This window comes from Mesorhizobium sp. LNHC229A00, from assembly GCF_000502415.1.
Classification (GTDB): domain Bacteria; phylum Pseudomonadota; class Alphaproteobacteria; order Rhizobiales; family Rhizobiaceae; genus Mesorhizobium.
This window is the reverse complement of record NZ_AYWQ01000002.1, coordinates 631,878-651,018: the sequence shown is the minus strand read 5'-3', so window position 1 is coordinate 651,018 and position 19,141 is coordinate 631,878. Positions and strand designations below refer to the sequence as shown.

Below are 19,141 nucleotides of genomic sequence, written 5' to 3'. Positions count from 1 at the left end.
GCCTGGCGGGCGATCAGCCGAGCACCAGCAATTCCTCGAAATGCTTCATGTCGCGGAATGCGCAGAAGGCGGGAGCCTTGATCTCGATCACCGGCGCCTGGCGCGCGAAAAGCGCCAGGCAATCGTCAACCCGCGCCTGCCACGCGGCGGCTCCATCGTCATCAAGGCGCTGGATCTGATAGGCGAAGGTGATGTGGAAGACGTAGGTGTCGTGATCGGGATGGCGGTAGCCGAACGGCACCGCGAGCGCATCGCGCCATTGACGCATGATGCGCACATCCTCGTCCGTCGCGCCGGCGACGGTGAGGCCGGTCGGCACGATCTCGACCACCTTGATGTTGAATGGGCCGAAGCCCTCGAACCCTTTCAAGCGCCCCAGATAGAGGCGGGTCATGGCGTCGATGCTGGTGTCGAGCGGCACGTCCTGCGGCCAGTAAGGCAAGCGGCGGCGATATTCGATGATGCCCTGGAACAGCGTCATGTGCAGGCTGGAGACCGGCGTGAAGGCGAGGCGGTCGGCATCAGGCATCGCCAGCATCTTCTCGCGGACGGCCAACACCACCGCTTCCGAATGCGAGCCGCCGACTAGATGGCTGACGACGGTGTTGCCCGGCTCGAGGAGGAAGTTGCCTGAGGAATCGTAGCGCGTGCCAAGATGCGCCGGCGACGCCGGGTTGGAGCCGGCGAAGAATCCGGCGAGCGAGGGTTTGATGGTGTCGAGCATGGCGATCTCCTTGAAGGAGATCGCGTCCTGTCCGAGTCCTGTGTCAAGGATATGAACAAGCCGGCGATCTGGCGAAGATGTGAGGGCTATGCCCCTTTGCCCGATGCACTTTCCTCGTATTTCTCCAAAAATGCTTCGGCCGTCAGCTCCCGAAAATCGTCGAGCGCGGCGCGCAGCCTTGCGTGATCCCAGTCCCACCAGGCAAGCGCCTGGTAGCGCGCGGCGGTGCGGCGGTCGAAGCGCTCGCGGATCGGTTTTGCCGGTACCCCGGCGACGATGGTGTAGGGCGCGACGTCTTTCGAGACGACCGCTCCGGCGCCAACGGCGGCGCCGTCACCGATGGTGACGCCGGGCAGGACGGTCGAGCCGTGGCCGAGCCAGGTGTCGTGGCCGATGGTGACGCGCTTGGCGCGGCGCTCAGCGAAGAATTCACTCTCATGCTCGGCGTCGTCCCAATAGTCGGAGGCGCGATAGGTGAAGTGGTGGAGCGTCGGCCGCCAGGTCGGGTGGTTGGTGGCGTTGAGGCGCACGCTGGCGGCGATGTTGGCAAACTTGCCGATCGTCGCGCACCAGACCGCGCAGTCCTGCATCATGTAGGAATAGTCGCCGAGCTCGCTTTCCGAAACCCGGCTGCGGTCGGCGATCTCGGTCCAGCGGCCGAGTGTCGAGTTGTGCACCTCCGCCGTCGGGTGAACCAGCGGCGTCTCCGATAGCTTCCTGGTCATGCGGCGAGTTTTCCCGGAGCGAAGGCGGTGACGTCGATGATGCGGTCGGCCACCGCCTCGCGCACATCGTGATCGTGGAAGATGCCGAGCAGGGCAACGTCAGCCGCCTTCTTGGCGGCGATGAGTTCGATCACCACGTCGCGGTTCGTCGCGTCGAGCGATGCGGTCGGCTCGTCGAGCAGCAGGATGGGGTGCTCGGTGATGAAGCCGCGCGCGATGTTGACACGCTGCTGCTCGCCGCCCGAGAAGGTTGCCGGCGGCAGCATCCAGAGTTTTTCCGGGAGGTTGAGCTGGGCCAGCAACGCGCGTGCCTTGGCTCGGGCCGCCTCGCGCTCCTCGCCGCGTTCAACCAGTGGCTCGGCGACGACGTCGAGAGCCGAGACGCGCGGCACGGTGCGCAGGAACTGGCTGACATAGCCGATCGTCTGCCGGCGTACGGAAAGCACGGTGCGCGGGCTGGCATGGGCGAGGTCGATCAGTCCGTCCTCGTGCCTGACGATGATCTGGCCTTCGTCGACGGCGTAGTTGCCGTAGAGCATCTTCAGGATCGAGCTCTTGCCGGCGCCGGACGGGCCGCCGAGCACGGTGCATTCACCGGCCTTGATCGAGAACGAAACGCCGGTGACGACGGGCAGTTTGATGCCGTCGCGCAGATGCATGGTAAAGCTTTTGGCAACGTCGGAGACAACGAGTGGGGTCGGCATCAGAAGGTTCTCCAATCGTCGATGGTCGGCCGGACACGCGCCATCATCACACCTGCAAAATCGAGGAAACGAGCAATTGCGTGTAGGGCGCGCGCGGGTCGTCGAGGACGCGGTCGGTGAGGCCGCTTTCGACGACGCGGCCGTCCTTCATCACCATCATGCGCTGTGACAGAAGCCGCGCCACGGCGAGGTCGTGGGTGACGACGATCGCGGCCAGGCCAAGGTCGGTGACCAGCCCGCGCAACAGGTCGAGCAGGCGTGCCTGCACCGAGACATCAAGGCCACCGGTAGGCTCATCCATGAACACCAGCCTTGGCCCGGTGACGAGATTGCGGGCGATCTGCAGCCGCTGACGCATGCCGCCGGAAAAGGCGCGCGGTTCGTCGTCGATGCGGTCTTCCTCGATCTCGACGCGTGATAGCCAGTCGACCGCCGTGGCGCGGATCTTGCCGTAGTGGCGGTCGCCGACCGCCATCAGCCGTTCACCGACATTGGCGCCGGCCGACACCGTCATGCGCAGGCCATCGGCCGGGTTCTGGTGGACAAAGCCCCAGTCGGTGCGCATCAGGAAGCGGCGCTCGGCCTCGCTCATGCGGTAGAGCTCGCGGAACTGGCCATCGCGCATGCGGTAGCTGGCGGTGCCCGACGAAGGCAAAAGCCGTGTCGACAGGCAGTTGAGCAGTGTCGTCTTGCCGGAACCGGATTCACCGACGACAGCCAGGACTTCGCCGGGCCACAGGTCGAAGGAGACATTGTCGCAGCCAACGCGCGAGCCATAGAATTTGGAGAGCGCCGAGACGCGCAGCAGCGGTTCGTCGGTCATTGGGCCGGCTCCATTTTTCCCGCGGCAAGATCGGTTTCGGGGGCAAGGTGGCCGCGATGGCCGTCGGCGCGCCGCTTCTCGCAATAATCGGTGTCGGAGCAGACGAACATGTGGCCGCCATGGTCGTCGAGGATGACCTCGTCGAGATAGACATTCTCGGCCGCGCACAGCGCGCAGGGCTGATCGAAAGTCTGCACCTCGAACGGATGGTCCTCGAAGTCGAGGCTGACGACATCGGTGAAGGGCGGCACCGCATAGATGCGCTTTTCGCGGCCGGCGCCGAACAGCTGCAGGGCCGGCGAGCGGTGCATCTTGGGATTGTCGAATTTCGGCGTCGGCGACGGGTCCATGACATAACGGCCCTCGACCTTGACCGGATAGGCATAAGTGGTGGCGATGCGGCCGTGCTTGGCGATATCCTCATAGAGCTTCACATGCATGAGGCCGTATTCCTCCAACGCATGCATTTTCCGCGTTTCGGTCTCGCGCGGCTCGAGGAAGCGCAGCGGTTCGGGGATCGGTACCTGGTAGACCAGCACCTGGCCCGCGGTCAGCGGATGCTCGGGAATGCGGTGGCGTGTCTGGATGATGGTGGCGCTGGCGGTATCGGTGGTGACCGCGACATTGGCGACCTTCTTGAAGAACGCACGGATAGACACGGCGTTGGTGGTGTCGTCGGCGCCCTGGTCGATGACCTTCAGCACATCGTCGGGGCCGATGATCGACGCGGTGACCTGCACGCCGCCAGTGCCCCAGCCATAAGGCATCGGCATTTCGCGCGAGGCGAACGGCACCTGATAGCCGGGGATGGCGATGCCCTTGAGGATCGCCCGGCGGATCATCCTTTTGGTCTGCTCGTCGAGATAGGCGAAGTTGTAGGTGGCGATGTCTGTCGGTTGCGCAGTCATTCCGCTGCCTCCTTTTTTTCTTCCGCCTTCGCTGGATTTTCGCGAGCTTCGTACTCGGCGCGGATGCGGCGCACGAGGTCGAGTTCGGCCTGGAAGTCGACATAGTGCGGCAGCTTCAGATGCTCGACGAAGCCGGTCGCCTGGACATTGTCGGAATGCGAGATGACGAATTCCTCGTCCTGGGCGGCGGCGACGATGTCCTCGCCGAGTTCTGAGGCACGCAGCGCCCGGTCGCAGAGCGCCATGGCCATCGCCTTGCGCTCGCTCTGGCCGAAGACGAGGCCGTAGCCGCGGGTGAATTGCGGCGGCGCCTTGGCCGAGCCCTTGAACTGGTTGACCATCTGGCATTCGGTGACGCGCACCGTGCCGAGCGGCACGGCGAAGGGCAGTTCGGGAACGTCGAGTTCCAGCTCGACCTCGCCGATGCGGATTTCGCCGACAAAGGGATGATTGCGGGCATAGCCGCGCTGGGTGGAATAGCCGAGCGCCAGCAGAAAACCCTCGTCGCCGCGCGACAGCGCCTGCAGGCGGATGTCACGCGCCATCGGGAATTCCAGCGGCTCGCGCGTGATGTCGCCGGGCACATGATCGCCAGGCATCTGGCCATCCGGTTCGATCAGGCCTTCACGGGCGAGGATCGCCGAGACGCGCGGCATCGCCTGCGCTTCCGTCTCGCGCCGCAAGGGCTCGGCGACATCGGCACCGGCGGCGAGCTCGGGGTCGAGCAGGCGGTGCGTGTAGTCGAAGGTCGGACCAAGCAACTGGCCACCGGGCAGGTCCTTGTAGGTCGCCGACACACGCCGCTCGACCAGCATGGTGCCGGTGTCGATCGGTCTGGAATAGCCGAAGCGCGGCAGCGTGGTGCGGTAGGCGCGCACCAGGAAAATCGCCTCGATCATGTCGCCGCGCGCCTGAACGATGGCCAGCGCGGCCAATTCCCTGTCATAGAGTGAGCCTTCGCTCATCACCCTGTCGACGCCGAGCGCCAGCTGTTCGACGATCTGGTCGAGGCGAAGTGCGGGCACCGAGCGGTCGCCGCGCCGGCGGTCGGCAAGCAGGCTGTGGGCGTTGGCAATGGCGGCTTCGCCACCTTTTACGGCGACATACATCTTACGCCTCCATCGTCTTGATACGCGTCGTGCGCGGCAGGCAGGCTATGCCGTCAGATGTGGCGAGGACGATGTCGACGCCGCGCGGAAAGCGCCTGATATTCTGCTTCCACTGCTCGACGAAATGGCGCGGCATCCGTGCCGGCGCGATCGTGGCGCTGGTTTCGATACCCGGGCCTTCCAGCAACAGCGGGGTCCCTGAAGTGAGATCGCCGACCTGCAGGATCAGCGTCGTCGATCGGTCGGGATAATCCTGCGTGCCCTGCGAAAAACCGTCGAGCGCCATCATCTCGGCCGGCGTGGCAACAAACGCGAAATGCGCGTCGGGCGGCGTGTTGGCCAGCGGCGCGCCCGTATGGAAACCAAGCCAGGACCCGATCGCGGCGGAGGCATGGAGGGCAGGGTCGAGCCAGAGCGGCGTGTCGTTGTCGCATAGCGCCAGTGCCACGGCGCCCGATGTCGCCGAGAGCGGAGCCGGTGGGCGGGCCAGGGCCGGCAAGGGCTGGAAGCTGCCCGGCCGCGCCATGGCATCCATGACGGCCCGAAACACGGTCTGAGCGTTGAAGACCGGATCGGCGAAACCGCCCTCGATCGATTGCGCAGCGATATCCATCAATCTTCTCCGCGAACCATGGTGAAGAAATCCACCTTCGTTGCCGCCGTCTCGGCGCGGCGTTTTTCGTGGGCAGCGGTGAGAGCCGAGCGTAAAGGCGTAATGAGCCTGGTCTCGACCTCGGTGCGGCGGGCAGGGTCCTGCCAGAGCGCGTCGGCTATTGCTCCCAGCTTCGCCTTCTGCTTGTCGCGGCCAAGCGCGTAGCAATGGCCGACCTGCCCGGATGGCAGCCGGACAGTGGCACGCGTGACGGTCGCCTCGCCGAAATTGAAGGGCGCGCCGCCGCCGCCGATGCGGCCACGCAGCGTGACCAGGCCCGTCTCGGGACCGCGCAGAAGTTCGGCTTGCGAAGGCAGGCCGGACTCGTTCCAGAGCCGGACGATGTCTTCGCCGCTCGATTGCGCCAACGTCGCCATGGCGGCCTTGCGCTCGGCCTGGTCGCGGGCTTCCTGTCCTCGCATCGCCAATTTCCTCTTCATTATATTTGTCTATTGATATAGACAACTATACAAATTATACCTAATACCTAGCGCGAGTCCATGACGGGTGGATGACATCTGACGGAAAGCGGGGGCAATCCATGAGCGAACGACAGCAAGCCGACAGCATCGAGCGACGCAGCGGCGTCTCACTGTGGCGCCAGATCGCCGACAGGATCCTGCAATCGATCGCTGCCGGCGATTTCGCCGAAAATGCCGCGCTGCCGCCGGAGGTGGCACTGGCCGAACACTATGGCGTCAACCGTCACACGGTGCGCAGCGCCATATCGGCGCTTGTGCAGGAAGCGGTGCTGCGGGCCGAGCAGGGACGCGGCACCTTCGTCCTGTCGCGCAAGCGGCTGTCATATCCGATTGGCGCGCGGACACGCTTTTCAACTGGCCTGCAGGGGCAGACGTCGGAACGGCACATCGTGCTGCTCGCTTCGTCGGTCGAGCCCGCCAGCCAGCGCGTGGCCGAAGGCCTTGGCCTTGCCAGGGGCGCCGAGGTGATCCGGTTGGAGACACGCGGCGAGGCTGACGGACGGCCGGTGTCGCGCGCCGCCGGATGGTTCGATGCCAGACGCTTTGTCGGGATCGACAAGGCGATGGCGCAAACCGGTTCTATCACCGCCTCGCTCGCACGTTTCGGTATCGACGATTATCTCAGGCAATCGACCGTGCTCTCGGCGCGCCATGCCGACGCCGCCGATCTCGCCGATCTCGACCTGCAGCCGGGCGCCATCGTCCTGGTCACGGTGGCGGTCAACGTCACGCCCGACGGCCAGCCAATCCAGTTTTCGGAGTCGCGTTTTCCGGCCGAGCGAGTGGAGTTGAAGCTGTCGGCGCTGTGACGCCTGGCTATCCGATCTCGATCACGGCCTTGATCAGGCCCGACTTTTCGTGGGCCCAGCGTGCGAGATCGCCTGGCGTATCGGCCAGCGTGGTGCGGTGGGTGACAAGCTTGGACAACGGCACGGCACCATTGCGGATCGAGGCCGCGACATGGTCGAAGTCGGCGCGCAACGCATTGCGGCTGCCGATCAATGTCATTTCTCGCTTGTGGAACTCGGGATCGGAAAAGGCAATGTCGTCCTTGACGACGCTGACCAGTACCAGCGCTCCGCCATGCGCGACGTGGGCGAAGGCCGATTGCACCGATCGCGTGTTGCCGGTGGCGTCGAAGACCACGTCGAAGCCTTCGCTGCCGGTCGCATCACGCACCAGATCGGACACGGGTGCTTGCGAGCCGTCGAGAATCGAAAAGCCGAGTTCACTCACCGCGAAGACCAGTCTTTCGGTGCTCATATCGAGAAGTGTCACATCCAACCCGGCAATGCGGGCGAAGATGGCGGTGCCGAGCCCGATCGGCCCGGCTCCGATGACCAGAGTGCGGGCGCCAGGCTCGGCCCGGGCGCGCCGGACGGCATGCGCCCCGATGGCCAGGAATTCGACGGCGGCGGCGTCGGCGAGCGACAGGCCGTTGGTGGGATAGAGATTCTCAGCCGGCACCAGGATCTGTTCGCACATGGCGCCGTCGCGGTGCACGCCGAGCACTTCGATCCTGACACAGCAATTGGGCTTGCCATGCCGGCAGGCGATGCATTTGCCGCAGGAAAGATAGGGGTTGACGATCACCGGTTCGCCAAGGGCGAGGTCGACGCCTTCGCCCCGCTCGATCACGGTGCCGGAGACTTCATGGCCCATGACGCGGGGATAGGCGAGGAAAGGGTGCTTACCCTCGAAGATATGGTAGTCGGTGCCGCAGATGCCGACATGACTGACCGCCACCAGAGCCCAGCCGGGAGGCGGGGCGCCGGGAGCCGGGTGGTCTTCGACAACAAGGTCGCCGGGCGAGCGGCAGACGACGGCTTTCATGCTTTGATCCAGTCTGTTCAAGAAATCGCCGGCCCGCGCCAGGCCGGCGATCGATTGGAATGCGTCATTTGCCGCGGCGGCGCAGTCCGTCGAAGTAGACGATGATGATGATCAGCGCGCCGGTGATGATGCGCTGCCAGAACGAGTTGACGTTGAGCAGGTTGGCGCCGTTGTTGATGGTGGCCAGGATGAAGGCGCCAAGCAGCGGCCCGTGCACGGAGCCGACCGCGCCGAACAGCGAGGTGCCGCCGATGACCGAAGAGGCGATCGCCTGCAACTCCCAGCCCTCGGCCTGGGTCGGGTTGCCGATGCCGATGCGGGCGGCGAGCAGCACGCCGACGAAGGCCGCGCACAGGCCGGAAAGCGTATAAGCCATGTAGATGGTGCGCTGGACATTGACGCCGGACAGGCGCGAGGCCTCGGCGTTGGATCCGACCGAAAAGAGATAGCGGCCCCAACGGCTGTGATGCAGGAAGACATAGGCGGGCACACCCACCAGGATCACCATCCAGAACAAATTGGGGATGCCGACAAAGGAATTGCGCGAGAAGGCGGTAAAGCTGTCGCTGTTGATGTTGATCGAGTTGCCGTTGGTCATCAAAAGGCCGATCCCGCGCAGCGAGGTCAGCGTCGCCAGCGTGATGATGAAGGGCGGCAAGCCCATCTTGACGATGCCGAAGCCATGGAAAAGGCCGATGGCGACACCGACGAGCAAGGTGATCAGGATGGCGACCGCGATCGGAACGCCGGCATTGATCAGCAGGGCGACGACGACGGTGGCGAAGCCGACCACCGCGCCGACCGACAGATCGATGCCGCCGGTGATGATGACGAAGGTCTGGCCGACCGCCATGATGGCGATCATCGAACCCTGCCGCAGAAGATTGGCGATGTTGTTGCCCGAGGCGAAGCTTGGCGTCGCCAGGGACAGGACGATCCAGAGCAGCACCAGCAGCGCCAGCAGCGTCAGCCCGAACAGGACGTTGTAGTTGCGCTTCGGTTTTTCGGCGGGGATCGCCTCGATGCTCATGTCTGTCCTCCCAGTTTTTCTTGTTTCTCGGCGAGCGCCTGCGTGAGAATGTCCTCGTGACTGGCGGTGTGGAACCCGTGCGTGGCCACCAGCTTGCCGCGCCGGAACACGTGCAGCGTGTCGGCCAGTTCGTAGACCTCCGGCAAATAGGACGATATCAGGACGATGCCGGCGCCCTTCGACAACAGTTCCCCGAACAGGCGATAGATCTCCGCCTTGGTGCCGACATCGACGCCGACCGTCGGCTCGTCGAAGATGAACAGCTTGGCGCCATGCGCCAGCCATTTGCCGATGACGATCTTCTGCTGGTTGCCGCCCGAAAGGCTTGACGCCAGCGCCCCGCGCGTCGGCGTCTTGATCCTGAGGCCGGCGATCTGACGGTCGGCCTCGGCCTTTTCTTTCGCGTTCGAGATCAACAGATTGCTGGAGATGCGCTTGTAGATCGGCAAATTGAGGTTGAGGCCGACCGGCAAATTGAGGCAGAGGCCCTGGTCGCGACGGCTTTCCGGCGCCAGCGCCATGCCGAGCTTGATGGCGTCGTGCTCGGAGTTGATCTGGACGTCCTTGCCTTCCCACAGGATCTGGCCGGCCGACTTCTTGTGACGTCCATAGAGAGAGGTGACGAACTCGCTGCGGCCGGCGCCGATCAGTCCATAGAGGCCGACGATCTCACCGGCACGCACCGTCATCGAGATGTTCTCGAAGCCTTTGCCGGACAGGTTCCTTGTTTCGACGATCGGAGCGCCAGGCGTGAAATGCTCCTTGTGGTAGACCTGTTCGATCGAGCGGTTGATCATCATCTTGACCAGCTCGGCATCATTGGTCTCTGCGATGTTGCGTGTGCCGACCAGCGTGCCGTCGCGCAGCACGGAAACCCGGTCGGCCAGTTCGAAGACCTCCTCCATGCGATGGCTGATGTAGATGATCGTCACCCCTTCACCCTTCAAGCGGCGGATCAGCGTGAAGAGCTGGTCGGCCTCCTTGCGGGTGAGGTAGGCCGTGGGTTCGTCGAAGATCAGGAATTTGGTGCCGCGCACCGTGGCGCGGGCAGCGGCGATCAGCTGTTGCTGGCCGATGGTGAGATCACCCAGCACGACATGCGCCGGCAGGTCGAAGCCGAGATCGTCGATAATCGTCTGCGCTTCCCTGACCATGGCGCGCTGCTGCAGGATGCCGAAACGGGAATTTTCCTCGCCGAGGAACATGTTGGCGGCAACCGTCAGGTGACGGCACAGCACGACTTCCTGGTGCACGGCATTGATGCCGAGCGCCATAGCTTCATGCGGCGTCGCCAGGGCTGCCGGCTGCCCTTCCCAGAGGACCTCGCCAGAGGTCCGCGGCATGACGCCGGTCAGGAGTTTGATGAGGGTCGATTTGCCGGCGCCGTTCTCGCCGACGATGGCGTGGATTTCGCCTGACTTGAAGGCGAGATTGACCGGCTTCAGCGCATGGGTGCCGGGGTAGCGTTTTTCCAGCCCGCGTAGTTCGAGGATGGTCCTGCCGGGTTCCAGCACGGGGGCCGGATGCAGTTCCTGCGCCGTCGGCGTCATGGCAATCCTCCCAGATTGGCCTCGCGGTTGGCATTCGGCGAGGCTGCGGTCGTCTTTCAGGCAAAGGCCAAACGGGCTGATCGCCAAGCCGCTTTGGCGGCGGATGCTTCCGGGGCCCTGGCCCCGGAAGCGGTTTTAACGCCGGCTGCTTAGAGCTTTGGATTGAGCAACGCGTCGATCTTGGGGTCCTTCATATTGGCCTTGGTCACCAGATTGGCGCCGGTGTCCACATTGGCCTCGACCTTCTCGCCCTTCGAGGCGGCAAGCGCGGTCTTGATGCCGTCATAGCCCATCCGGTAGGGATCCTGGACGACGAGGGCGGAAATGACGCCGTCGTTGAGGAACTTGATCAGCTTCTCGTCGCTGTCGAAGCCGACCAGCGCCAGCTTGCCGCCAAGGTTGTTTTCGGCGACGGCCTGGCCGACGCCCTGCGCCATGATCAGGTTGGAGGCGAAGATGCCCTTGAGGTTCGGATTGGCGGTGATCAGGTCGGTGGCGATGTTGAGCCCGGTGGTGGCCTGGCCGTCGGCGTATTTGTCGGCGACCAGCTTCAGGCCGGGATATTTTGCCTTGAGCTGCTCGGTGAAGCCCTGCTTGCGCTGTTCGAGCGAGCCGGCGCCGGGAGCGTTGGTGATCAGGGCGACGTCACCCTCGACCTTGCCGCCATTGGCGGCGCCGATAGCGGCGGCAAGGCCGTCCGCGGCGACGCGTCCGCCCTGCACGTTGTCGGTGGTCAGGAACGAGGTGAAGGCCTTGGAGTCGGCGCCGGAGTCGATGCCGATGACCTTGACCTTGGCGGCCGCTTCATCGATCGGCTTGCCCAACGCCTTGAATTCGGTGGGCGCGATCACGATCGCGGCGGGGTTGCTGGCGACGGCGTTCTCGAGGATCGAGACCTGGCCGTTGACGTCGGTCTCGGCCTGGGCGCCGAGTTCCGGCACGTTGATGCCGAGATCCTTGCCAGCCTTGCGGGCGCCGGCCAGAACGATCTGCCAGTAGAAGGACGTGGTGTCCTTGACGATGATCGGGATGGTCACATCCGCCGCCGAAACGGGTGCGGTATGCATGACGCCGGTGAGCATCGATGCTGCCGCCAGGGCCATGACGGCGCGGCGGTTGAGAATGCTGGTCACGAATTTCATAGGATCCTCCCTAAGTCGCCCGGTGAACGTTAACGGAAGCTCCGTCCGGATAGGCGTGGCCCAAACAGAACTTTATCAATAAAAAACAGTTGCACCGTTTTGATAGTGCATCGATCCAGCCGATGCAAGCGGTGTTTGAGCCGGTTCTTCCCGACAATGACTCCCCTGGCGGCGGCTTCTCCTTTGTCGCGGTCAGGCGCTCCCGTCTCCGTTCTGTGAAGCTATGGAATATTAATTCCATAAATCAGTCAATATGGAATGTTCATTCTTCTCCGGATCGCGACATCGTGAAGGCTGGTCGCGCCCCCGTGCACATCGCCAAGATGCGCTTCAATGCAGTTCCTGCACCACCGTATAGGAACGATACCTGGCATATTCCGTCTCCGGCACGTCGATATCGAGCAGCTCGAGGTTGCGCGTCAGGTTTGCCAATTTTGCGGTACCGGTCAGCACGGTGGCAACCGCGGGTTCGTGCAAAGGAAACTGGAACGCGGCGGCGGGCAGCGGGTAGCCCCCTTCACCGGCAATCTTTTCCATGGCATCGACACGGTCGAGAACATCGCGGCTGGCGGGCTGGTAGTCGAAATGCGCGCCCTGCACCGGCCCGGTCGCCAATATGCCCGAGTTGAAAACCCCGCCAATGACAAGCGAGGTCCGTTGCGCCCGGCATAGCGGCAGCAATTCGGCTTCCGCGCTGCGGTCGAGCAAGGAATAGCGGCTGGCGAGCAGGATGCAGTCGAGCGGCGCGCGGCGCATCACGTCGAGGCAGATCTCGACTTCATTGACGCCGAGCCCGTAGGCGGAAATCGTGCCGGCCCGCTTCAGTTCCTCGAGCGCCTTGAGGCCGCCGTCCATAAACTGGCGAAAATGCAATTTGGTTTTCTCGACCCCATGCGTGTAAACGCCGATATCGTGGACAAACAGGATGTCTATCCTGTTTAGCCCAAGGCGCGCATAGCTGAACTCGACCGAGCGCATGATGCCGTCATAGGAATAGTCGTAGTCCAGCGCGAAGGGCAGCGGATCGACGTAGGAGTGGTCTGGCACCTGATCTTCGGGCACCGGGTGGAGCAGGCGGCCGACCTTGGTCGACAGCACATAGGAGTCACGCGGCTTGTAGCGCAGGAAATCGCCGAAGCGCCGTTCCGACAGGCCGAAACCGTAGAAGGGCGCGGTGTCGAAATAGCGCAGGCCCGCCTCCCAGGCGCCCTGCAGCGTTTCCATCGCCGCTTCGCGCGAACACGCCCGGTAGAGGCCGCCGATCGCGGCGCCGCCGAAACTGACTTCGGTGACCTCCAACGCGGTCTGGCCGATGCGGCGTTTTTCCATGCGCAACCTCCCTATCCCGGCCACCTGTCCGGCCGGGCAGTCTATCGGATATCAATCGAAATCAGAGCGTCGCGCCGAGATGCCAGGGCACGAATTCGTTGTCCCCGTAGCCAAAATCCTCGCTCTTGGTCTTGCGACCCGAAGCCGTCTCGACGATCAGTTCGAAGATCTCGCGGCCCATGCCGGCAATGGTCTTTTCGCCGGAGGCGATGACGCCGCAATTGACGTCCATGTCCTCCTCCATCTGGTGATACATGGTCGAGTTGGTGGCGACCTTGATCGAGGGGGTCGGCCGGCAGCCGAAGCAGGAGCCGCGGCCGGTGGTGAAGACGATGACATTGGCGCCGCCCGCGACCTGACCGGTGGCAGAGACCGGGTCGTAGCCGGGCGTGTCCATGAACACCAGCCCATTGCCGGTGACCTTCTCGGCGTAGCCGAAGACGCCGTTGAGCGGCGTCTGGCCGCCCTTGGCGACCGCGCCCAGCGACTTTTCCAGGATGGTGGTGAGGCCGCCGCGCTTGTTGCCGGGCGACGGATTGTTGTCGATCGAGGCGCCATGCTTGGCGACGTGATCCTCCCACCATTTCACGTAACCATCGAGCTTCTTGGCGACCTCGGGGCTTGCGGCGCGATAGGCGAGCAGGTGCTCGGCGCCATAGATTTCCGTCGTCTCGGAGAGGATGCCGATGCCGCCGACGCCAGCGAGGATGTCGACGGCCGCACCCAGCGCCGGATTGGCCGTGATACCCGACATGCCATCGGAGCCGCCGCATTGCAGGCCGACGACGATCTCGCTGACGGGGATCGGCTCGCGCTTCAACTGGCCGACTTCCTCGGCGATCTCGGCCAGCACGCCCATCGCCTTTTCGACCGATTTGCGCGACCCGCCGGCATCCTGGATGTTGAAGTGGCGCTTGCCGGCGGCGGCACCCTTCTGGCCGTAAAGCGTGAGCTGGTTGACCTCGCAGCCGAGCCCGACCATCAGCACGCCGCCGAAATTCGGGTGGCGGGCATAGCCGGCAAGCGTGCGGTGCAGCACCATCATGCCGTCGCCGGTGCCGCTCATTCCGCAGCCCTGGCCGTGGACGATGGGCACGAAGCCATCGATCCCGGGATATTTCGGCAAAAGGGTCCGGTTAGCGGTATCGGCGATCGAATGGCAGACGGTGGCCGAGCAATTGACGCTGGCGATGATGCCGATGAAGTTACGGGTGCCGGCGCGGCCATCGGCGCGGCGATAGCCCATGAATGTCCGGGCGCGGTCGGCCTCCGTCGCATGCTCGGCCTCGCTTGGCGGCACCACGGGGAGGCGGCCGGCCTCGAAAACCAGATTGTGCGAATGGACATGCTCGCCCGGCGCGATGTCCTGTGTGGCGCGACCGATCGCCTGAGCGTATTTGACCACGGCTTCACCCGCGGCAATCGGCTTGATCGCCACCTTGTGGCCGGGCTCGATGACGGTGGCCGCGAGCGCGCCGCCCGGCAGCGCGGTGCCGATTTCGATGCGGCCATTGGCAACGGCGACATTGTCGGCGGGGGACAGAAGAATGGTATTCGAGACGTTCACGGGCGGTTTCCTGGGTGATCCTGGGATGCGCGGATTGACACGCGCCTGTTAAGAGTTAATGTCTTTTATCGTGAAAAAACAGTTTTGCGTCAATCGTTTTTTCACGGCGGTTCCGCCCTGGGTAAGTGGTGGCACTGTAGACGATGGAACGTCATATTGCGCTTCAAGCCGGCCGCCGCAAGCGCTGGCGTGCAACGGGTCAGGGGATGTCGAAGAGCAACAACGTCTACAAGGACGCCTTTAACCGTTGTCTGAGGCTGCTCGATGAAGCGCGCAGCCTGCCTTCGGAACCGGAGCTGGGTGCGCTGCTCGGCGTCAGCCGCACGACCGTGCGCAGCATCCTGGCGCGCATGGAAGAGACCGGGCTGATCGCCTGGAACAAGCGCGCCAAGACGGTGCTGCGCGACCCACGTTCGGATGATTTCTTTCCCGAGGAAGAGACCGACACGCTGGCCGAGATCATCGAACGGTCGTTCATGCGCAGGCTGCTGGCCGGCGGCGCCGAGGCCGGCATGCAGATCAACGAGCTCGAACTGGCGCGCGAGATCGGCGTCGGCACCACCAGCGTACGCGAGTTCCTGATCCGCTTCTCGCGCTTCGGCCTGATCGAAAAACGCCGCAACAGCCATTGGGTGCTGAAAGGCTTCACGCGGGCCTTCGCGCTGGAACTGACCGAGATCCGCGAAATGTTCGAATTGCGCTCGGCCGCCGCCTTCACCGCGCTGCCGCAGGACAGTCCGGTATGGAGCGATCTCGATCGGCTGGAAGGGGAACACCGCGTTCTGGCACGCGAGATCGCGACGCGTTTCAATGAGTTCTCGGAGCTGGACGAGCGCTTGCACCGGCTCATCCATCGTGCCTCCCGCAACCGCTTCATCGTCGATTTCTACGACGTCATCGCCATGATCTTCCATTACCACTACCAGTGGAACAAGGCGCAGGAACGCGAGCGCAACGAAGTCGCGATCGGCGAACACCTTGCCTATATCGAGGCGCTCAAGTCGCGCGATCTCGGCAAGGTCGATGCCGCCTGCCGCAAGCACCTGAAGTCGGCGCGCCAGACATTGCTGACCTCCATCCCGGAAAGCCGGCCATCCCAAAAGAACTGATCCTGCCGTGTTGCCGCAGCATGGAATTGCCGATTTTCGACCTCTGGCTGCCGTGGTAGGGATAGTCATCGATCGTTTGAGGAGGCAAATGGTGAACCGCCGCGAGAGACGCTGGAGCATGCCGGTCGCGCTTGTCGCGGGCTGTTTGCTGTTGCTCCAGTCGACACTTGGCGCGTTCGCCTTCAGCATCGGCCCTGATACCGCGCTGCTCGATGCCTTCGGCAACGTCATCTGTACCCGGGACGGCGCTACCCAGCTTCCCGCCGGCGACCAGCACCCGTCGCATCTGCCGGCCTGCTGCACACTCGGCTGCAGCATGTTTTCGCCGGCCTATACGCCGCCGCCCGATGCCGGGCTTGCGCTTGCCTCCCTTTCCTTCGAGACCGTCGCCTTCGTCTTCCCGGCGACCACGCATCTCGACTTCGCCCGCGAACGCTCCCCATCGAACCCGCGCGCGCCGCCACCGGCGGCTTGAGCCTGCTTGCTCGCGGAACCTTTCGCGAGCGTACTCATCCAAGATCAAACATTCGCGACCGGCGACGGCGCGATCATCACGTCATGGAGCAAACCATGTCCCATCCTTTCCGTATGTCGGCGGGCACTGTGTTCGGCCGAACCCTGTCTCGCTTCAAAGCCAATCTCGGCCTTGCCGCGTTGGCCTTCGCGCTTGTCTTCCTGGGCGCCCAGGCGGTCCTGGGGCATGAATTCAAGGTCGGCGATCTCGACATCGAACACCCCTGGTCGCGCGCCACGCCTGCGGGCGCCAAGGTGGCCGGCGGCTATTTCACCATCGTCAACAAGGGCAGTACACCGGACCGGCTGCTGTCGATTTCATCCGATGTCTCGGAAAAGGCCGAACTGCATCAAATGGGCGTCAAGGACGGCGTCATGACCATGCGGCCAGTGGATGGTGGCCTGGAAGTCCCGGCAGGCGGCAAGGTGGCGCTGGCGCCGGGTGGCTACCACCTGATGTTCATCGGCCTGAAGCGCCAACCCAAGCAGGGTGAAAAATTCGCCGCCACGCTGACCTTCGAGAAGGCCGGCACGGTCAATGTCGAGTTCGCCGTCGAAGGCATGGGCGAAATGGGCGGCATGGACGACCACGCCAATTGATCGCGCCGATCACAGTTTGAAATCAGAGGGACCATCATGAACAAATTTTTTTGGCGGCCGGCGCGTTTCTCGTGCTGGGGACAAATGCCGCCTTCGCGCACATCACGCTCGAGACCCAGGAGGCGGCAGTCGGCTCGACCTACAAGGCTGTGCTGCGCGTGCCGCATGGCTGCGACGGCAAGGCGACGACGGCCGTGCGCGTGCAGATCCCGGAAGGGGTGATCGCGGTGAAGCCGATGCCGAAGCCCGGCTGGACGCTGCAGGCCAAGAAGGGCAAATATGAAAAATCCTACCAGCTCTATGGTCAGGCGGTTGCCGACGGGGTCAAGGAAGTCGACTGGAGCGGCGGCAATTTGCCAGATGAATTCTACGATGAGTTCGTCTTCCGCGCGACGCTGACGGCCGACCTGCCCGCGGGCCAGAAGCTGTACTTCCCGGTAGTGCAGGAATGCGGCGATGCCGCCGCCCGCTGGATCGAGATTCCGGCGGCCGGACAGGATGAGGACGCGCTGGAGAACCCGGCGCCCAGCATCAAGCTCACGCCGAAGAAATAGCTTTTCTCCCTGGCGCTCTGCTTGTCGGAGCGCCGCATCCCCACGGCATGGCATGATCGCAACACCTTCCTGGATGCTCGATACGAACAGCAAGCTCGTCGGCTGGATTGCCGGCGGGCTGCTCGCCGCGGCCATGGCGCTCATCGTCATAGCCTCGACAAGCCAGGCCCTTGCTCATGCGGCGCTGATCAAGACCGATCCGGCCGACGGTGCGGTGCTGGCGCAGGCCCCGGCGCGGTTCTCGCTGACCTTCAGCGAGCCGGTCTCGCCGCTGGTGCTGACGTTGACGACGCCCGACGGCACCCCGGTTCCGCTGACCGACTTCCGTCTTGGCGATCAGACGGTCGAGATCGACAATCCGCGGGCACTCAAACCCGGCACGCATGTGCTGAGTTGGCGTGTCATTTCCGCCGACGGCCATCCGGTCGGCGGCTCGCTGCTGTTTTCCATCGGCGCGCCAAGCGAGCCGCCGGCCGTGGCCGAGGCGATTGACTGGCCGCTGCGGTCGGCGATCTGGATCGGCAAGGTTTTTCTCTACATAGGCCTTTTCCTCGGCATTGGCGGCGCGTTCGCCTTTGCCTGGCTGGCCGGGGATGGCCGTGCCGGCCAGCGCTTTGTCACGGCCGCGATCTTGTGCGGGCTGGTGGCGGCGCCCTTGTCGCTGGGCTTTCAGGGTCTCGATGCGCTCGGGGCGCCGCTCTCCCATCTGGCGCAGCTGGTGATCTGGGACACCGGGCTCGGCACCAGCTTCGGCTGGACGGTGCTGATCGCCCTGGTCGCCTTGGGACTTGGCCTGCTGTCGCTGGCCGGACCGCGCGCGGCCGCAAGGCCGCTTGCCCTTGCCGGGCTGGCTGGCGTCGGCGTCGCACTCGCCGCCAGTGGCCATGCCAGTGCGGCCGAGCCGCAATGGCTGACACGGCCGCTGGTCTTCGTGCATGGCGTCGGCATCGCGTTCTGGGCCGGCGCCTTGGTGCCGCTTGGCCTCGCGCTGAAGCGTCAGGCGGCGGGCGCCGTCGAATTCCTGCACCACTTCTCATGGGCAATCCTGCCCGTGGTGGCCTTGCTTGCCGCGGCAGGCATCGTGCTGGCCGTGATCCAGGTGCAGACACTCTCGGCGATGGCCGACACAGCCTATGGCCGGCTGCTGCTGGTCAAGCTCGCATTGCTGGTCTTCCTGTTCACCCTTGCCGCGGTCAATCGCTGGAAGCTCACCGCTTCGGCCGAGGCGGGAGCGACCGAGGTGCAACGCAGGCTTACCCGCTCGGTCGGCGTCGAAGTGCTGATCGTGCTGGCGATCTTCGGAGTCGCCGCGGGCTGGCGCTTCACGCCGCCGCCACGAGCACTGGCGATCGCGGCGGCGCAGCCTGTTTCGCTGCACATCCACGCGCTGCAGGCGATGGCCGACCTCAGCATCACGCCCGGCCATGCTGGGCCGGTGGTCGCCTCGATGATCATCATGACCGGCGATTTCGGACCGCTAGACGCCAAGGAGGTGACGCTGGTGCTGTCGAAGCCCGATTCCGGCATCGAACCGCTGAGGCGCGCGGCCACCAGGCCCGGCGACGGCAGCTGGCGTGTCGACAACCTCGTCATCCCTGTACCCGGCCGCTGGATGGTGCGCATAGACGTCCTGGTCTCGGACTTCGAGATGGTGAAGATCGAGGCGCCGGTCGACATCAGACCGTAACGTCCCGGTTACACAATTGGGCGAGGCGGTTGACGCGGGCCTGTAGGGCCGTCAATCATTCAAGCAACAATGTGCGCAAGCTCGAAAACACCAGATCCGA

At 64.2% G+C, this 19,141-nt stretch carries 20 protein-coding genes; 6 read left to right on the top strand and 14 right to left on the bottom strand.

Going from position 1 to position 19,141, the window contains the following annotated elements:
* Positions 1 to 13 precede the first annotated feature (13 nt).
* The 8 genes from X742_RS163390 to phnG all read right to left on the bottom strand — a co-directional run bounded on the left by X742_RS163390 (position 14) and on the right by phnG (position 6,067).
* Complete coding sequence (locus X742_RS163390; RefSeq protein WP_023770682.1) at positions 14 to 724, bottom strand: DUF1868 domain-containing protein; 711 nt, start codon at positions 722 to 724, stop codon at positions 14 to 16.
* Positions 725 to 810: 86 nt separating this feature from the next.
* Positions 811 to 1,449, bottom strand: coding sequence for a DapH/DapD/GlmU-related protein (locus X742_RS163395; protein ID WP_023770681.1), 639 nt, complete (start codon positions 1,447 to 1,449; stop codon positions 811 to 813).
* On the bottom strand, positions 1,446 to 2,153 hold the full coding sequence (gene phnL / locus X742_RS163400) for a phosphonate C-P lyase system protein PhnL (protein WP_023770680.1): 708 nt from the start codon (positions 2,151 to 2,153) through the stop codon (positions 1,446 to 1,448). Before phnL ends, X742_RS163395 begins: the two co-directional genes overlap by 4 nt.
* Positions 2,154 to 2,199: 46 nt before the next feature.
* Positions 2,200 to 2,976 (bottom strand): phosphonate C-P lyase system protein PhnK, encoded by a 777-nt coding sequence (phnK, locus tag X742_RS163405; protein ID WP_015315654.1) that lies wholly within the window; start codon positions 2,974 to 2,976, stop codon positions 2,200 to 2,202.
* The gene (locus tag X742_RS163410; protein ID WP_023770679.1) at positions 2,973 to 3,884 is read right to left on the bottom strand and encodes an alpha-D-ribose 1-methylphosphonate 5-phosphate C-P-lyase PhnJ; all 912 of its coding nucleotides are present in this window, start codon (positions 3,882 to 3,884) and stop codon (positions 2,973 to 2,975) included. The genes phnK and X742_RS163410 overlap by 4 nt, the downstream gene beginning before the upstream one ends.
* Positions 3,881 to 4,993 carry a carbon-phosphorus lyase complex subunit PhnI gene (locus tag X742_RS163415; RefSeq protein WP_023770678.1) on the bottom strand — a complete coding sequence of 371 codons (1,113 nt, stop codon included), beginning with the start codon at positions 4,991 to 4,993 and terminating at the stop codon, positions 3,881 to 3,883. The genes X742_RS163410 and X742_RS163415 overlap by 4 nt, the downstream gene beginning before the upstream one ends.
* Before the next feature lies 1 nt (position 4,994).
* Complete coding sequence (gene phnH, locus X742_RS163420; RefSeq protein WP_023770677.1) at positions 4,995 to 5,606, bottom strand: phosphonate C-P lyase system protein PhnH; 612 nt, start codon at positions 5,604 to 5,606, stop codon at positions 4,995 to 4,997.
* Positions 5,606 to 6,067, bottom strand: coding sequence for a phosphonate C-P lyase system protein PhnG (gene phnG / locus X742_RS163425; protein ID WP_023770676.1), 462 nt, complete (start codon positions 6,065 to 6,067; stop codon positions 5,606 to 5,608). Before phnG ends, phnH begins: the two co-directional genes overlap by 1 nt.
* A 119-nt stretch (positions 6,068 to 6,186) precedes the next feature.
* Here phnG and phnF point away from each other — a divergent pair, with 119 nt between their 5' ends.
* Entirely contained in the window at positions 6,187 to 6,936 is a 750-nt protein-coding gene (gene phnF, locus X742_RS163430; protein ID WP_023770675.1) for a phosphonate metabolism transcriptional regulator PhnF, read from the top strand.
* A 7-nt stretch (positions 6,937 to 6,943) separates the two neighbouring features.
* Here the strand turns inward: phnF and X742_RS163435 are convergent, their stop codons facing one another.
* The 6 genes from X742_RS163435 to X742_RS163460 form a co-directional block, all read right to left on the bottom strand.
* Positions 6,944 to 7,960 carry a zinc-binding alcohol dehydrogenase family protein gene (locus X742_RS163435; protein ID WP_023770674.1) on the bottom strand — a complete coding sequence of 339 codons (1,017 nt, stop codon included), beginning with the start codon at positions 7,958 to 7,960 and terminating at the stop codon, positions 6,944 to 6,946.
* A gap of 64 nt (positions 7,961 to 8,024) precedes the next feature.
* Positions 8,025 to 8,990: an ABC transporter permease gene (locus X742_RS163440; protein ID WP_023770673.1), complete on the bottom strand. Its 966-nt coding sequence runs from the start codon at positions 8,988 to 8,990 to the stop codon at positions 8,025 to 8,027.
* Positions 8,987 to 10,540, bottom strand: a complete 1,554-nt coding sequence (locus X742_RS163445) for a sugar ABC transporter ATP-binding protein (protein WP_023770672.1) — start codon at positions 10,538 to 10,540, stop codon at positions 8,987 to 8,989. Before X742_RS163445 ends, X742_RS163440 begins: the two co-directional genes overlap by 4 nt.
* 149 nt (positions 10,541 to 10,689) lie before the next feature.
* Positions 10,690 to 11,682, bottom strand: coding sequence for an ABC transporter substrate-binding protein (locus tag X742_RS163450; protein ID WP_023770671.1), 993 nt, complete (start codon positions 11,680 to 11,682; stop codon positions 10,690 to 10,692).
* A 330-nt stretch (positions 11,683 to 12,012) separates the two neighbouring features.
* A complete protein-coding gene (locus tag X742_RS163455; RefSeq protein ID WP_023770670.1) occupies positions 12,013 to 13,011 on the bottom strand; it encodes an aldo/keto reductase in 999 nt (332 codons plus the stop codon).
* A 61-nt stretch (positions 13,012 to 13,072) separates the two neighbouring features.
* Positions 13,073 to 14,578 (bottom strand): altronate dehydratase family protein, encoded by a 1,506-nt coding sequence (locus X742_RS163460; protein WP_015315665.1) that lies wholly within the window; start codon positions 14,576 to 14,578, stop codon positions 13,073 to 13,075.
* A gap of 206 nt (positions 14,579 to 14,784) precedes the next feature.
* Here X742_RS163460 and X742_RS163465 point away from each other — a divergent pair, with 206 nt between their 5' ends.
* The 5 genes from X742_RS163465 (at position 14,785) to X742_RS163485 (ending at position 19,041) form a co-directional block, all read left to right on the top strand.
* On the top strand, positions 14,785 to 15,687 hold the full coding sequence (locus tag X742_RS163465; protein ID WP_023770669.1) for a GntR family transcriptional regulator: 903 nt from the start codon (positions 14,785 to 14,787) through the stop codon (positions 15,685 to 15,687).
* Between the two features lie 118 nt (positions 15,688 to 15,805).
* Entirely contained in the window at positions 15,806 to 16,162 is a 357-nt protein-coding gene (locus tag X742_RS163470; protein WP_023770668.1) for a hypothetical protein, read from the top strand.
* 95 nt (positions 16,163 to 16,257) lie between these two features.
* Positions 16,258 to 16,800, top strand: coding sequence for a copper chaperone PCu(A)C (locus tag X742_RS163475; protein WP_023770667.1), 543 nt, complete (start codon positions 16,258 to 16,260; stop codon positions 16,798 to 16,800).
* Between the two features lie 50 nt (positions 16,801 to 16,850).
* The gene (locus X742_RS163480; protein WP_023770666.1) at positions 16,851 to 17,354 is read left to right on the top strand and encodes a YcnI family protein; all 504 of its coding nucleotides are present in this window, start codon (positions 16,851 to 16,853) and stop codon (positions 17,352 to 17,354) included.
* 52 nt (positions 17,355 to 17,406) lie between these two features.
* The gene (locus X742_RS163485) at positions 17,407 to 19,041 is read left to right on the top strand and encodes a copper resistance CopC/CopD family protein (protein WP_023770665.1); all 1,635 of its coding nucleotides are present in this window, start codon (positions 17,407 to 17,409) and stop codon (positions 19,039 to 19,041) included.
* Positions 19,042 to 19,141 lie beyond the last annotated feature (100 nt).